Origin of the sequence: Enterococcus pernyi, assembly GCF_045371165.1 — a bacterium.
GTDB lineage: Bacteria > Bacillota > Bacilli > Lactobacillales > Enterococcaceae > Enterococcus_B > Enterococcus_B pernyi.
In genome coordinates, this window is the sequence record NZ_JBIQDM010000003.1 from 112875 (window position 1) to 127094 (window position 14220).

17 protein-coding genes are annotated in these 14220 nt (G+C 38.5%); 1 reads left to right on the forward strand and 16 read right to left on the reverse strand.

What is annotated here, in order from left to right; all coding sequences use genetic code 11:
- Positions 1-20: 20 nt before the first annotated feature.
- From ACH0AK_RS05085 to ACH0AK_RS05105, 5 genes are all read right to left on the reverse strand, one after another.
- Positions 21-1427, reverse strand: a complete 1407-nt coding sequence (locus tag ACH0AK_RS05085; RefSeq protein ID WP_271524803.1) for a hypothetical protein — start codon at positions 1425-1427, stop codon at positions 21-23.
- A 55-nt stretch (positions 1428-1482) separates the two neighbouring features.
- Positions 1483-1662 carry a hypothetical protein gene (locus ACH0AK_RS05090; protein ID WP_271524801.1) on the reverse strand — a complete coding sequence of 60 codons (180 nt, stop codon included), beginning with the start codon at positions 1660-1662 and terminating at the stop codon, positions 1483-1485.
- Between the two features lie 26 nt (positions 1663-1688).
- Positions 1689-2195: a hypothetical protein gene (locus tag ACH0AK_RS05095; protein ID WP_271524798.1), complete on the reverse strand. Its 507-nt coding sequence runs from the start codon at positions 2193-2195 to the stop codon at positions 1689-1691.
- 5 nt (positions 2196-2200) lie between these two features.
- Positions 2201-2497, reverse strand: a complete 297-nt coding sequence (locus ACH0AK_RS05100) for a hypothetical protein (protein ID WP_271524796.1) — start codon at positions 2495-2497, stop codon at positions 2201-2203.
- Positions 2498-2697: 200 nt separating this feature from the next.
- Positions 2698-2868, reverse strand: a complete 171-nt coding sequence (locus tag ACH0AK_RS05105) for a type II toxin-antitoxin system CcdA family antitoxin (RefSeq protein ID WP_271524794.1) — start codon at positions 2866-2868, stop codon at positions 2698-2700.
- A 638-nt stretch (positions 2869-3506) separates the two neighbouring features.
- Between ACH0AK_RS05105 and ACH0AK_RS05110 the strand changes: the two genes are divergently transcribed.
- Complete coding sequence (locus tag ACH0AK_RS05110; RefSeq protein WP_010735481.1) at positions 3507-3680, forward strand: hypothetical protein; 174 nt, start codon at positions 3507-3509, stop codon at positions 3678-3680.
- A gap of 75 nt (positions 3681-3755) precedes the next feature.
- Here ACH0AK_RS05110 and ACH0AK_RS05115 read toward each other — a convergent pair whose 3' ends face one another.
- The 11 genes from ACH0AK_RS05115 to ACH0AK_RS05165 form a co-directional block, all read right to left on the reverse strand.
- Complete coding sequence (locus tag ACH0AK_RS05115; protein WP_226076535.1) at positions 3756-3995, reverse strand: hypothetical protein; 240 nt, start codon at positions 3993-3995, stop codon at positions 3756-3758.
- A gap of 115 nt (positions 3996-4110) precedes the next feature.
- Entirely contained in the window at positions 4111-5055 is a 945-nt protein-coding gene (locus ACH0AK_RS05120) for an L-lactate dehydrogenase (protein WP_034688252.1), read from the reverse strand.
- Between the two features lie 114 nt (positions 5056-5169).
- A complete protein-coding gene (locus ACH0AK_RS05125) occupies positions 5170-5694 on the reverse strand; it encodes a hypothetical protein (protein WP_137072439.1) in 525 nt (174 codons plus the stop codon).
- Positions 5691-6035, reverse strand: coding sequence for a hypothetical protein (locus ACH0AK_RS05130; protein ID WP_010735477.1), 345 nt, complete (start codon positions 6033-6035; stop codon positions 5691-5693). The genes ACH0AK_RS05125 and ACH0AK_RS05130 overlap by 4 nt, the downstream gene beginning before the upstream one ends.
- 35 nt (positions 6036-6070) lie before the next feature.
- Positions 6071-6262, reverse strand: a complete 192-nt coding sequence (locus ACH0AK_RS05135; protein ID WP_019724541.1) for a hypothetical protein — start codon at positions 6260-6262, stop codon at positions 6071-6073.
- A gap of 162 nt (positions 6263-6424) precedes the next feature.
- On the reverse strand, positions 6425-6718 hold the full coding sequence (locus ACH0AK_RS05140; protein ID WP_010735475.1) for a hypothetical protein: 294 nt from the start codon (positions 6716-6718) through the stop codon (positions 6425-6427).
- Positions 6719-6801: 83 nt separating this feature from the next.
- Positions 6802-8850, reverse strand: a complete 2049-nt coding sequence (locus tag ACH0AK_RS05145; protein WP_244063030.1) for a beta-galactosidase — start codon at positions 8848-8850, stop codon at positions 6802-6804.
- Positions 8847-11093 (reverse strand): alpha-galactosidase, encoded by a 2247-nt coding sequence (locus ACH0AK_RS05150; protein WP_226076529.1) that lies wholly within the window; start codon positions 11091-11093, stop codon positions 8847-8849. Before ACH0AK_RS05150 ends, ACH0AK_RS05145 begins: the two co-directional genes overlap by 4 nt.
- Before the next feature lie 92 nt (positions 11094-11185).
- On the reverse strand, positions 11186-11623 hold the full coding sequence (locus tag ACH0AK_RS05155) for a DUF3284 domain-containing protein (RefSeq protein WP_010735471.1): 438 nt from the start codon (positions 11621-11623) through the stop codon (positions 11186-11188).
- 12 nt (positions 11624-11635) lie between these two features.
- The gene (locus tag ACH0AK_RS05160; protein WP_499796765.1) at positions 11636-12970 is read right to left on the reverse strand and encodes a PTS sugar transporter subunit IIC; all 1335 of its coding nucleotides are present in this window, start codon (positions 12968-12970) and stop codon (positions 11636-11638) included.
- A gap of 147 nt (positions 12971-13117) precedes the next feature.
- Complete coding sequence (locus tag ACH0AK_RS05165) at positions 13118-14161, reverse strand: LacI family DNA-binding transcriptional regulator (protein ID WP_023519663.1); 1044 nt, start codon at positions 14159-14161, stop codon at positions 13118-13120.
- Between the last annotated feature and the right edge of the window lie 59 nt (positions 14162-14220).

A 14220-nucleotide genomic window follows, 5' to 3' on the forward strand; every position in this document is an offset into this window, starting at 1 on the left:
TTCAATCAAAAGGGTGAAAATCATTCGATTACGTCTCCTTCCCCAGTCACACGTTTATAACAGCGAACAAGTGTATAAACAACCATGGCTCCGCCTGAAATCGCGCGTATCGTTTGAAAAGCAAGTTCGAAAGCACTTCGTGGGAACAAATAAAGTGTTTCACCATAAGTGGTTATTTCTAAATCATGAAGTGATTTTTGAGACTGGAATAATGATTGAAATGATTCAATGAACTGAAAAACTGTACTAAATTTAGAAGTGATCAAATCAATTAATTCGTTAATTTTTTCAAGCACGCCAGTAAAATCAGGAATAAAGAAACGTTTAACCCAGTCAAAGAAATCGAGTAATGGCTTTAATAAAAAATCGGCTAACCAGTTGAGCAAGGGATCTAAAATCTTATCTTGAAGAAAATCCATAAGTTCGTTAAATTTTCCAACGATCGGCGAAACGACATAATCACCTAAAAATCCAAATAGCGGGCTCCACCAGCTGTCTTCTCCACCATTCCCATTATCGCCACTTCCATTGTCCCCGTCACCGTTACCGATTTCCGTAACTGGTGTATTTGGGTCAATGGTAATTTTTTGGTTTATTTCGAGATCGGAATTAATGGTTCCAATACCATGAATCACACGTTTCATATCACCAATTTCAATCGTTGCTTTCATACCTGTTAACAATCGCAGATTTGAAAGACTTTGAGAATAGTCTTGTGGCATACGAAAAAAATTATATGATACTGCACCACCAGCGGCATTCTGTTCATAATGGTACGTATTTCCTATTGAGCCAACAAACGGAATACTACGGGAGCTTGGTCTATCTTGATGGGTCGTTATGTCGACTCCTACTACTTTATCTGTTGGCATAATATGCGGAATCTCTAGAGTCAATTTGATATTATTGATAAACAAATTCGTTCCGTTGTAGTGGTAGCCTTTTTCATAGGGTGTCACGTGCATAGTGATCGTATTCGCTTCGAAAAGGTTAGCAATATCAATATAGGTATTTCTTCGGATTAATATAGAATGTGCATTTAATGGCTTATACGATCCGTCAAAATCAAAATAATTTTTTTCAACAACAGCGACTTCATGCGTTAAGCTATCGGCAATAAGATCATAGGCGGCACGAGTCAATCTCACCTGATAAGTATTTGTGAGAATAAACTCAGCTAAGTGAATTGGGTTCATGTCTTGAAGCAACTCTGTACCAATCATTTCTAGTTCATTCCAATCGACTGGTCGATTGACACTAAAATGTAATCTAGCTAATGCAAATAAAATATAAGGCAATCGCTCTTCTCCACGTTGTTCAATGTAATCGGCTAAGGTCGGAGCTTCCGCAAAACTTAATGCGTCTGCTTGTGTGCTCGTGAACAAAAGAGAAAATAGTAAGCAGAAAAATAGCAGTATTTTTTTCATAGTTTCTCCTTACAAAAAAAGGTGACGCTCCGGCCACCCTCCTTCTTCCTTTTAATTATCCAACTTTTCCAATAAACTTCTTCGCAAGTTTAAAACCAATACCCATTGCGGCAACGGCAACGACCGCACCCATGATCACAGGGGTATTAGTAGTAACTAAACTGATTACGTCACTTACTAAAGAATTGATCGCATTGGAGATAGGTGCAAGTGCGCTAGATGTGTCAAATTGCATGTATACATTCCTCCTTTGATAATAGTTTATATAATACCGCTCAACATTTTATTGACAACTTTACCAACAAAATAAATCGGAATAGCGGCTAATATAACAGTAATAAATATGATTGAATAGGCGTTTGAACGATCGTTCAAAACAATCGACTGCTCGTCTACTTGTACTGCTTCAATCGCATAAGTTATTCGATCTAGACGTTCTTCAATCAGCTGAAAATGAGTCTTTTGACCTTCAATTACTTGATTCGCTTCGTCTGAAAAAGATTCAAAAAAACTTTCGATTTTCTCGAACCGCTCTTGATCTAATTCAAGAGCGGTGGCTTCTTTTTCTTTGATCTGTTCTTCTTTCTTACGTTGATCCTCTAACGCCGCTTGTTTCTCCTCAGCAAGTATTTCAGCATGACGAGAATCCTCAGTAGCTTGTATAGTGCGTTCATTCTCCGCTCTTTCTAGCTCGTCAGAATAATTCTGATTAAACGTCTTTAATTCGCTTAAGATATCCTGTAAAAGCTGTGGGTCTAATGATTCCATGGCGTTCACTTAGCTGATTCAAAAATTGGCTTGAAATTACTAAATGAGACAATCGCAATTCGATTGGACGAAAAACGGAACTCGCCTTTTAGGGTACATAGAGCTGGAAATTGTTGGTGCTGGTACTTGGAATATTCCTGATAATCCATAGTTGCCTTGATAGGTTTTAAGCCAGTGCCGTTCTCTAGAGGCTCTTTAGGTGCGACGTAGTGGACAGTCAACCCTTCAACTTGTTCTTTGTCGTCGTTTTTAAAGCTATACGGCGACATTCCTAATACGATTACTTCTTGTTCTACGTTCATGTCATTCCTCCATTTCCCAAGTTAACTTATTTTGAAAATGTATTTTAATACTTGTTTTAAAAGGTAAAAAAAATAAGATTTAGTCCGATAATTCGAATTAGATCTACACTTGTTTTAACCCTTATTTAAATAATACAAAAAAATAAACTTTTTAGCAAGTATTTTAATATATTTTTTTATTTTTTTATTTTACTATCCTACTATCTCTGCAATTCTTTATTTCCTTTGGAAACTTCTTCTAAAATTGCCTTTTCCAACAGTTGACTTAAATTGATTCCCCTAGCACGTGCCAAAGTAATCAGATCTGGAGAAACGGTAAGAGATACTTGTTTCTTTTTTTTGGTAGGATCTTTCATAGGCGGTCTAGCCATAGTAACACCTCCTGGCAAGTATTATAACACATGTATAAATAAAAAAATATCAAGTAAAGAAACTATAAAAAAGAGCTTAGGGACCTCCTAGGCTGTTTTTTACGGTTACTGTTTGAGATTTTAAGTGGTCCACGACATTCTATATATTATACAAAGTAGATTCAAATGAAGTATAAACCATTATCAACCTGAATTAATCCGAATTTTACCACAAAACCGATTTTTGGCCCTTCTGCAAAATTTTAAAATTATTTTGCACTTGATTTGTTTATTTTCTATTACTTACCAACCATCTGTTTACAGAAAACTTAGATTTTAAATCTATATTCCTACAATCTACAAAATATCAGATTGACATTCTTGCATCAGATTTCAGTTGGTCTCAAGAATTTTTTATGACTTCGTCAATTTATGTATTTATCATCAACTAATCTATATCAGCCATTTTAATAATATGTTTTGCTAATTTCATATGTTTATTCATGAATCGTATCTTAACGATCTTTTTCTATTATCATTACTTTAAATAACTTAGCTATTTAAGTTCCTTATTTTCCTCGAAAATCACTTTTTTGGTTCTCTTAGGCCAAGTTTAATGTGATATGTTATCTATAGAATAATCACTGTGGTGATAAAAAATGAAAATTGTCAAACTGGAGAAAGAAAAAATCAAACAGTACATATTAAATGAAGCCAATGAACAAGATATGATTGAAATGATCGAGCTGATGCGTGCAAAGAAAGCGATTTTAGACTTAGAAAAAATCGCAATGGAGAAGAAGAAAATCGTTGATAAATTCAACAAATTGTAAGAGTCTAAGCCCTATAGCCTCTTTTTTCTCTATCTACGAATGCCCTCTTCTCCGTTCAAATGTTCTTATAATTCACTAAAAACGGATCACAGAAATATGATAAAAAATAATCCCAATAAATACTCCAAATAGAATATGTAAAACAACAGCCAAAACTAACGGAACAACCTTGGCTCCTTTTTTATCCCAGCTGTACTTTGCTTTCTTATTCTTGCATAGTAAAGAGATAAGTAATAAACTGAGAATCACGATCCATAATAGAAACGCAATACCAACTAAAGGCATTATTTTTTCATTAATAATAGCTATACCCATAAATACTCCTTTCTTTTCTATATACTCTTCTATCATCAAAAAAAACGGGAACAATCGGAAATAATTTTTTTGCTATTCCGATTGTTCCCGTTTTTTGTTCATTTCATTGCTGATGTTAGCGTACAGTATCAAGTACGGCTTTTAATTCACTGACTGATTGATGGAACATTGCTTTTTCTTGAGGTGTGATCGATAGATCAATGATTTCTCTTACCCCATTTTCATCAACGATCGATGGCACACCAGTAAAGATATCTTCTTCACCATACTCGCCATTTAAGTAAGCTGAAACTGGTAGTACAGCTTGTTCATTATTTAGGATGGCTTTGACGATTCGAGTCGTACTCATACCAATACCGTAATAAGTTGCTTTTTTACGGTCAATGATTTCATAAGCTGCATTTTTTACTTTGTCAGCAAGTACGGTTAAATCATTTTCTTCTAAACGATGATCTTTCTCAACATATTCCATGATTGGTTTACCACCGACTGTAGTATGTGACCAAGCAGCTACTTCTGAATCCCCATGCTCACCTAAGATATAACCGTGTACGCTACGTGGATCAACTGCAAGTTTCAAAGCAATTTCTTTTCTGAATCGAGTTGTATCTAAAGTTGTTCCAGTTCCTACCACTCTTGAAGCTGGTAAACCAGATTCTTGCCATGTTAAGTAAGTTAAAATATCGACTGGGTTTGAAGCAACAACGAAGATACCATCAAATCCTGAAGCCATTACTTCTTTAACGATTTGACGAGTGATTGTTGCATTTGTTTTCACTAGATCTAAGCGAGTTTGACCAGGTTTTTGGTTCACGCCAGCAGTTAAGATCACTAAATTTGCATCTTGACATTCTTCATACGTGCCAGACCATACGGAAACGTTCTTTTCGCCCCATGCCATTCCATCTAGTAAGTCTAAAGCTTCTCCTTCTGCTTTTTCTTGGTTGACATCGATTAAGACAAGTTCATTGGCAACACCTTGATTGATCATCGCATAAGCAATACTTGTACCGACAAATCCTGTACCTACGATTACAACTTTACGACTTGTTTTTTTCATGTCTAACACACCTTTCATCCGTTCTTTGTTATTTTCATGAAAATTATAAATCGATTACCATCATTTTTCAATAATATAGAAATTATATATACTATAATTTTTTTTTATAGAAAGTCAATAACGTTTATAGTCAGATTGTGTTCTTCTCACTCTTGGTATTTCTTTACGAGAAGTGGGCAATTCTTTAGTTGAAGGATCATTTGCTTTTGCTAAAGCAGTCATTTGCGGTGAAAGGTTTTTAACTTTAGATCGTAAAGACATAAGTTCAGGTTTTGTTGGTTGATAAGTTTGATGTTCATCAGGTAAAGAATTGGTACTGGATTGTCGTGAAATATAACTAAAATTAGGATCTTCTTCCAAACGAGTAGGAGAAATTTTTAGTTGTAAATCTTCGACATAAATTCTTGAAGAAGGTTTTTTATAGAGTGGATCACCAAGTTTAGGGAGCAAGTTTTTTCTTCTTTCGCTGCGCTTGAGCTTCTTAGCTAACCGCTCCATTTCATTTTCACCAGTAGATTTAGGATAGTTTGCAGCATGATAAGTCGAATAGATGGCTTCGTTGATTCGTTGGAATAACATTTCCCGATATGTATTTGTATTGAATAATCGATGAAACTGATACAGTATAAAGTTCCTCAATCTTTTTGCTCCTCATTCTGGTTCCATGGCTCAAAGACATCACTTTGTCTACTTGCTCGGGCCTTTTCTTTTTCTATATTGCTTTTAACTCTTTCTTCTTGGACTTTATATGAAGCCGCAACTTCTTTTTTAAAATGCCTGCGATCTTTACGAGTCACTCTTTTTATATATTTGAAAATTTGCCAAATAATTACGACAAGTAAGTAAACCGTAAAAAAGCCAGAAAAACCAAACTGAATAATAAACGCCATAACAAAAGCAGCAAGCTTACCTGCTTGACTAGATGGTGAAAAATTTTCCTGCTGTTGCGCAATAAATGTTGAAACCCAGAACATGCCCATTTTCTTTTTCCCCCTACTCCTCTTTGTTCCAGTGATTACTTACTCTTTTTATACCGACTTTTGGCGAGTGCTTGTTTAGATGGTTTCTCCATTTTAGGTTGTGCAACCATTTTTACAGAAATAAAAACACACAAAACAATAACAAAACTTGTGATGCCGATGATCATAGATGTGTTATTGATAAAATATTTTGTCAATAATTGAATGATGTCTGTTTGACCAACCACTATGTTTCACCTCCTTTAGACATACAATAAGCAATCATAGTTTATAATGAAAGGCTGGTCCGAAAAAAACTCTTTTTGACTTATTTTGAAAAAATAGAAAAGAACTTGCATCCGTAAGCCTTCAACATGGCTCATGTGGATACAAGTTCTTTTTTTGATTACTTATTCTTTGTGTTTCGTTTTAAAAGCGTCAAATTTTTCTTTCGCTTCTTCTACCACTTCTTCTAGTTCGTCCTTCAAATGATGTTTCTTTGTAGGATGCTCAGACTCTTCTTCCACAGCATTTGAACCAGACATCGCGACTTCTTTTTCTTCCCCGGAGTTGGTCCCAGCTAACGCCTCTTCTTTATTTGTTGTTTCACCTGAATTAGTTCCGGCTAATGCAACTTCATCATCTGTTTTAGGCGCCATTGACCCTCTTAAGCGTTTTTCTTTTTCTCCATCATAATTTGTCATGTTCTCGTCCTCCTTGTTGCTCTGTCTCTATCCTACAACAAGAATAAAATAACTGTCAAAACATAAAGGCGTATTCATTCGTATTAATTTTCTTTCCTTAGAATTTTCACTTCGTAAGGTGCAAACGTTAGTATACCAGTAAGCGTTTGATTTGTTTCGATAGCCAAGTGAGGATCAAGTAACTCAAGTTGTTGCATCTCATCAGAAAAGTTCATTAGAAAGTAATAACTCTGTGTCCCATCTGTTCGCGATTGAATCGATACTTTTGGATGTGATGCCTTAACGATTCCTTGTTGCAACGCTAATTTTTCGATGATCGGTTGGTAAAATACTTCTAAAAAATCGAGATTGGTACGAGCCGCTAAATAATAAGCAGTCCCCTTCCCTAAGCGATTTTCAACTAAAGCTGGCGTACCAGTATAAAAGTCCTTTTGGTAAGTAGCCCTCACCTTCCCTGTCGTTTCTTTGACGATACCACAGTAGTCTTTTGTTTGATACGTTTGTTCCTTGTAAAGGATTTGATTGTGTTCACCTGGATAAAGCGTATCAAGCTCTTTTGGCAAGACACCAAAAAGTGTTTGCAATACTTGTGACCATTCTCCAAGATGTAACCGATCGTGTTCATTGACCATTCCGGTAAAATAGCTACCAATCAACGTACCACCATTTTTGACATACTCTGAGAGTGCAACCATTGTTTCTTCCCGCATCAAATAGAGCATTGGTGCAACGACTAAAGCATAATTAGAGAAGTCTTGATTTGGCGTCAAAATATCAACAGCGATATCTCTTTCCCAAAAGAATCGGTAATGTTCTTGTAGTGTTTGGATATAACGACGAGTTGGACGACCAAAACCACCGCCTCTTTTTAATGCCCAATTGCTTTCCCAGTCAAATAAAATAGCGACTTTTGCCTCTGTTTGTGTACCTTTGATCGAAGACAAAGTGTCTAATCGTTTTCCGTAAGCCGCTACTTCTTGGAAGACTCGATTGTTTTCTGAATTGTCATGTTCGATCACCGCCCCGTGGAATTTTTCGGAATTTCCTAGTGATTGCCGCCATTGAAAATAGAGTGTGCTATCTGACCCATGTGCCAGTTGTTGCATCCCACTGAGCAGGTGCATCCCTGGCTTCTTCGCCTTGTTGAATGCGTGCCAATTCACGTAACTAGGCGTCGATTCCATCACGAGAAACGGTTGTTTCTTCAATGAACGATATTGATCGTGGACGTAAGCTGATTTCATGGCGGTCACATGTAAGGATTCGTACGGGTTATGCCAGTCGGGGTAGCTATCCCAACTGACGATATCTACAACTTCAGCAAATCGGGAATAATCAAGTCCTTCCAAGGGAATAAAGTCATGTTGATCATGGCCTTCTGCCATAAAATTAGTCGTTACTGGGATTGCTGGTGTGAGTTCTCTGATCGGTTCGATTTCATGTAAAAAGAAATCGATCGTCCGATCTGTCACAAATCGTTTCCAGTCTAAGTCCATGCCATGTACTTTATGTTCTCCAAGAGGCGAAGGTGGTACAACTTGTGACCAACTGGAATAATCATTACTCCAAAATGTCATCCACCAAGCGTCATTCACCGCTTCTAAGGTTTGATATTTCGCTTTGACCCACTCACGCCATTTGGCTGCACAAAGTGGACAGTAGCATTCTCCTGAGTATTCATTACTGATATGCCACAGCAATAATGCCGGATGGACACCATATCGTTCAGCTAAACGCCGATTGATTTGCTGGACTTTTTTTCGATAAATAGGGGATGTGTAGCAATGGTTATGGCGAAAGCCATGATGATGCTTTTGTCCTTTTGCATTCGTTCGATTCACCTCTGGATATTTTTCACTCAGCCATTGCGGTCGTCCGCCACTTGGTGTGGCCAAGATCACACGTCCTTGACGTTTGTGCATCTCTTCAAACACTTTATCCAACCAGTCAAAGTGATAAACCCCTTCTTCTGGTTCTAATGTACTCCATGAAAAGATCCCGACAGTTACGGTATTGACATGTGCTTTGTCCATCAACTCAAAATCTTTTTTCAAAACTTCAGGGTGATTCAACCATTGTTCCGGATTATAATCCCCACCATGGAGTAAACGTGTGTCATTATAAGTCTTCACTTCATTTCCCTCCTTTCTACCAAATGATAGACGAATGATTGACAGTCTCCTGCAAGTTGGTACGTCGTATGGTTGGCTCCATTGAACAAATGTGGTTTTTTCAGACCAACATTCATCAGGAAATGACCGCTAATCGTTTCTTTTTCATTGATTTGATAATAACTATCCTTATTCAGGCATTCTGGAAGTGGTAAATATGCCTGTGCAGCTGGATTTGCACGTCCTAATTTTTGATAAAAACCAATGATTGCTTCTGACCGATCGTGATTAAATACCCCCCAACAAATTTCATTATCATACGGATGATTTGGCAAGATCTGGAGAAATTCACCATGAGTCAGCAACTGACGATGGGCTTTGTAAAAAGTGATCCGGTCGCTGATCTGTTGTTTTTCTGCTTCTGTCAAAGTCAATAGGTCTAATTCATAGCCTAAAGGCCCAAACATGGCTACATCTTGGCGGAATGATAAAGAGGTCTCACGTAATACTTGATGATTCGGAGAAGCAGAGACGTGATTACTAAAGCTAGAAAGGGGGTATCCTGCCATTGTTCCGCTAAGAATACTTAAGCGTTCCAACCCATCACTGGTATCACTAGGCCAGATTTGCGGACTATAAAATAAGATACCTAAATCATATCTCCCTCCCCCGCCAGCACAACCTTCAATCAAAAGATCAGGATAGCTGGTCAATAATTTACCGTAAAGCGTGTAGACGCCTTGGACATAGCGATGGAAAAACTCCTGTTGATGCATCCCTTGTTTTTCTAAATAAGCGGAATAGGCTTCAGTAATATTGCGGTTCATATCCCATTTGATATAAGTTAAATTCGTTTCTTCGATGATCTTTGCCATTTGCTCATAGATTCCTTCAACAACCGCCGGATTCGCAAAATCAAGCACATATTGTCCACGTCCCACCGAGATACGTGAATAGGGATGTTTCACCACCCAATCTGGATGTTTTTCCAATAACTGACTATCAGGAGAGATCATTTCAGGCTCGAACCACATGCCGAATTGAAGACCAATGTTTTTGAGCTTTGTTGCAAAGGAAGCCAAACCGTGTGGGAATTTTTGCTTATCAGGCGTCCAGTCACCTAATGAGGAACGATCATTGTTTCGTTTGCCGAACCAGCCATCATCTAAGACAAAACATTCCATCCCTAATTCTTTTCCAATGGTCGCAAGGGACAAGAGTTTTTCCTCAGTAAAATCGAAATACGTTGCTTCCCAGTTGTTGAAGACGATTGGCCGTGGCGTGTCTTGCCATTGACGATCAATCAGATAGTTTTCGATAAAATGTGTCAATTGTTTGGCAAGACCATTCATACCTGCAGCGCTATACATCAAGACTGCTTCGGGTGTCGTAAAGCTTTCCTTAGGCGCTAATGCCCAAGTAAATTGTGTCGGATGGATACCGATCATCACTCGCGTTTTATCCCATTCATCCACTTCTGCTTGAGCGAGAAAATTACCGGAATAAACGAGATTCATTCCATAGACCTCTCCTTGATCAAGCGTTGAATTTTGATGTTCTAGCCGGATAAAGGGATTATGCTGATGGCTACTTGCACCTTTTAGTGAGCCAATCGCTACGACTCCTTGTTCAAGCGGTCGTTTCTTTTCATGCCGTTCTTTTAACCAAGCACCTGAAAAATGAGTGAAATCATATGCTTTGGTAGAAAGATTCAAGACCCCTGAAAGCATGCGATGGATCTGTAACTCTGCCTCAGATTGATTGATCAGCGTCTGACTTTGTACAATGGCGGTGGAATCGTAAAATAATGTGTAATGAAGTATTAGTTCTAACTGACGTTCCTGATCCATTAATCGCAATGAGAGTGTTTCAGTTTCTTCCTCATTCCCATAGGTAGCGGGACAGTTTAAGGTTCTTTTCTTGCCTTTTTTAGTCGTGGCTTCGACAAAGCGGAAATCTGTGTAGTAAGGCGTTTGGTTGCTTGAAAGTTCGATCGCGCCTTCTTTGAAATCAGAAGAACCATACACAGGATATGCTTGTGGATGATCAGTCAACGTAAAGTTAGGGTCATCTTCAAAAAACTTGACTGTTCCAGCAGATTTATTTTGATCTGTGACCAAGTAGTCGATTTCTTCGACAGATAAGCCATGTAAAGGTTTCCCGTAATAAATCTGCTCGATCTGTCCATTTTGCATGACATGGAGAATAAAGCTAACTTGCGAATTATTCATGTGAAATATGCGGTTATTTAATTGTTCAATCATGGAAGGCAACACCTCTTAATTTTTAGTTAGTAAAACAGACAAGGAATGAAGAGAACGACGTTTTGTTCCTCCATTCATTGTTTATGGAGAAATCAGAGCTTTTGTATCAAATAATTGACTCTTTTGGCTAACTGACGATTGTAAAAGAATTTATAAAATGGCAGGACAAAAAGCAAACTCAGCTGCGTTTTGGCATCAACCAGTTCATTTCTTTCAGAATAATACAATGTGAACTGCTGCTCATCATGACGTTTCAGTTGGTAGGTTTGAATGATTTTTCCACCGGAGTAATCAGTAGTCATTTCAAGTAGTTCATCTTTGACTAAACGTTGGATCGTTAGCGTACTTTCGACAGTCGCTTGCCCTAGTTTTGTTTGAAGCGCAGTCGTGACGGCTGCTCCTTCTGTCAGCTCGGTAATTGAAGAGTCCTTGCTGTGAAAATAGTTTAATTGTTCTTCAAGAAGTACTTGGTAAAAATGTGCGGGGTGTGTCGGTATTTTCTTTCGGTAGTTCAAGGTATCGATCCGCATACGAATCACTCCCTACTGTTCTTCTATGGTGATTTTTCCATCCATCAGTTGGTTTTCTTTTTCTTGTTTCACTTGTTGGCGTTCTTCCTTCAAATATTCACGGTCCATTGCAACTAAGAAAGGCACCCAGATCAGTGTCATCACAACTACTGTTACGATTTGTAAAAGTGCGCCGGTGATCGAACCAGTTCCTAACCACCCTGACAGTAAAATCGGCGTCGTCCAGACAACCGTTGCCCCGATTGGACGAGGAACGAAGCCGAAGTAAATCGCAAAGTATGAAATCGTGGTAGAAGCTAGTGGCGCTAGAATCCAAGGGATGAATGCTATAGGGTTCAGCACGACGGGCAGTCCAAAAGTCATTGGTTCTGATACATTAAAGATCGCTGGCGCCATGATCGTTTTCATCGTTTTCTTCATTCGGATGGAGCGAGCAATAAAGAACGCCATCGTGATCGAAATACCAAGTTGCATTCCTTGATTGACGAACACCCCCATAAAGGTCGTATTGATGATATGTGGCAACTGCTCAACGCCATTTTTATATGCTTCAAAGTTTTCGATGGCTAAAGCACCCATGATTGGATCAATCACTGCATTGATGACTAACGTGCCATGGATACCGAACCACCAGAAAAGTTGCGTAAAGAAAACAGCGATCAATACAGCTGGTAAAGTTCCGCCAAGTCCCATCAAAGGTTGTTGCAACATCTGATAAACGAAATCGACTGCATTTCCCCAGGTGGTAAAAGTAAATAGATAGCGGATGATGTTGAATAAAAACAAAGGAGCAGCTCCAGGGATGATGGCCACAAAAGATTCAGCAATCATCGGCGGTACAGATTCTGGCATTTTGATCGTAAACCCTGAGCGACTGATCCGGCTATAGATTTCTGTAGCGACGATCGCTGTCAAGATACCCACGAACATCCCTTCAGCGCCTAGCTTCGATAAAGGAATAAACGTACCCATGGTTTCATCGCTCCCAAACGGTAACAGCATGATGAAACAAGAAAGTGAAATGGCACCAGCAAAGATTTGTGGTTGTTTGTAGTGCCCAGCCAATTGATAACCAATCCCAAATACAATAAAAAGTGCAGAAATACTAATTGTCGCATTGCCAACAGGACCAAAGAACTCATTTAAAAAGGTATTGAATGCTTCTGGCAGAAAAGTAGCGAAGCCAAATGTTGTTGGCAAATTTTGGATAATGATCATGATGGAAGCAAACATTGTTGCGGGAAAAGCCATCATAAAACCATCTCGGAGACTGAGTAGATATTTATTATTTGCGATCAGCGTTGCAGCGGGCACCATTTTTTCAGCTAATTTATCGACAAATTTCATGTGGGATAACTCCTTTTATTTAATATGTGCAAACGTTTACTTGGTGAGTATAATTGTTTACTTAATGTTTACACAAGAGAGAACACAAAAAAAGTTCGAGAAAGAGAGATTCTCGAACTTTTTCAAGGGTTAAATGTGCAAAATGAGTTAATCTAAAAGCGGACTGTCCTGTCCGATGGAATCTCGTAAGACGAGTTCACTGTGACAGATCACACGAATCGGCATCGTTCGTTCTTTTAACATGCGTTCCTTCGCTAAGCGTACAGCTAAACGCCCCATTTCTTCCGGATTTGCCTTGATACTTGATAAGCTTGGTGTCATGAATTGAGCCATTTCGATATCATCAAAGCTCACGACAGCAATATCATCAGGGATTTTTTTATTTGCTTCACTGATTGCTTTATAGACACCTACTGCCATCGGATCACTGGCGACGATAACTGCTGTGGGCGGTGAGGATTGCGCCAATAACTCTTTGCCTAAACGAAGGCCATCTTCAGGTTTCCAGTTTCCTTGATAGGTGTTGGCATAATGTGGCAGGCCATTTAATTTCATCCATTTAAGGTAAGATTCCGCTCGGATCTCTTCTTTGTTTTTATGAACTTCACCGTTTTCAGCTACTTGACTGCTGTATCCACCGATAAATGCGATGTTTCGATGGCCTTTCTTATAGAGAACTTCTAATACTTCAACGGTTTTTTGTTGGAAGTCGGTTTGGATACAATCAAATTCCTCAGAGTTCGAGTAATTATCCACCAAGATCAAGTTGGGATTGATTGTAGCGATTTTTTTCGTTGCTTCAATCGTCATTTCACTGATCATGATCACTGCACCATATTTCGCTAACTCTTTCCATTCTTTATGGGCATCTCTCATATGGAAAGCACGGATCGTGCGAAAACGCCACTTTGCTGCTTCTTTTTCAATGCCACCACGGATTTTGCGAAAATAGGGATCATCTAATTCTGCTTCTTCTTGATGTCGAACGATCAAGGCAATCGTCATTTCATCTCCTAAACTTCGACTGCCGCGTTTATTTTTATCGACAGAATAATTTAATTGATTGGCAATTTCAATCACACGTATCCTCGTTTGTTCGTTGATGCTAAATGTGGGATCTTCATTCAGGATACGGGAAACACTCGCTGCTGAAACCCCAGCGATTTTTGCGATATCACGTATAGATGCCATTTACTCACCTCTTGTTTACTGTTTACTAAATAGTAACAGAAAATCAAACAAAAGGCGAA

Coding starts and splice junctions, on each gene's coding strand:
- ACH0AK_RS05085 (WP_271524803.1), bottom strand. CDS start 1,427: ATGAAAAAAATACTGCTATTTTTCTGCTTACTATTTTCTCTTTTGTTC.
- ACH0AK_RS05090 (WP_271524801.1), bottom strand. CDS start 1,662: ATGCAATTTGACACATCTAGCGCACTTGCACCTATCTCCAATGCGATC.
- ACH0AK_RS05095 (WP_271524798.1), bottom strand. CDS start 2,195: ATGGAATCATTAGACCCACAGCTTTTACAGGATATCTTAAGCGAATTA.
- ACH0AK_RS05100 (WP_271524796.1), bottom strand. CDS start 2,497: ATGAACGTAGAACAAGAAGTAATCGTATTAGGAATGTCGCCGTATAGC.
- ACH0AK_RS05105 (WP_271524794.1), bottom strand. CDS start 2,868: ATGGCTAGACCGCCTATGAAAGATCCTACCAAAAAAAAGAAACAAGTA.
- ACH0AK_RS05110 (WP_010735481.1), top strand. CDS start 3,507: ATGAAAATTGTCAAACTGGAGAAAGAAAAAATCAAACAGTACATATTA.
- ACH0AK_RS05115 (WP_226076535.1), bottom strand. CDS start 3,995: ATGGGTATAGCTATTATTAATGAAAAAATAATGCCTTTAGTTGGTATT.
- ACH0AK_RS05120 (WP_034688252.1), bottom strand. CDS start 5,055: ATGAAAAAAACAAGTCGTAAAGTTGTAATCGTAGGTACAGGATTTGTC.
- ACH0AK_RS05130 (WP_010735477.1), bottom strand. CDS start 6,035: ATGGGCATGTTCTGGGTTTCAACATTTATTGCGCAACAGCAGGAAAAT.
- ACH0AK_RS05140 (WP_010735475.1), bottom strand. CDS start 6,718: ATGACAAATTATGATGGAGAAAAAGAAAAACGCTTAAGAGGGTCAATG.
- ACH0AK_RS05150 (WP_226076529.1), bottom strand. CDS start 11,093: ATGATTGAACAATTAAATAACCGCATATTTCACATGAATAATTCGCAA.
- ACH0AK_RS05155 (WP_010735471.1), bottom strand. CDS start 11,623: ATGCGGATCGATACCTTGAACTACCGAAAGAAAATACCGACACACCCC.
- ACH0AK_RS05160 (WP_499796765.1), bottom strand. CDS start 12,970: ATGAAATTTGTCGATAAATTAGCTGAAAAAATGGTGCCCGCTGCAACG.
- ACH0AK_RS05165 (WP_023519663.1), bottom strand. CDS start 14,161: ATGGCATCTATACGTGATATCGCAAAAATCGCTGGGGTTTCAGCAGCG.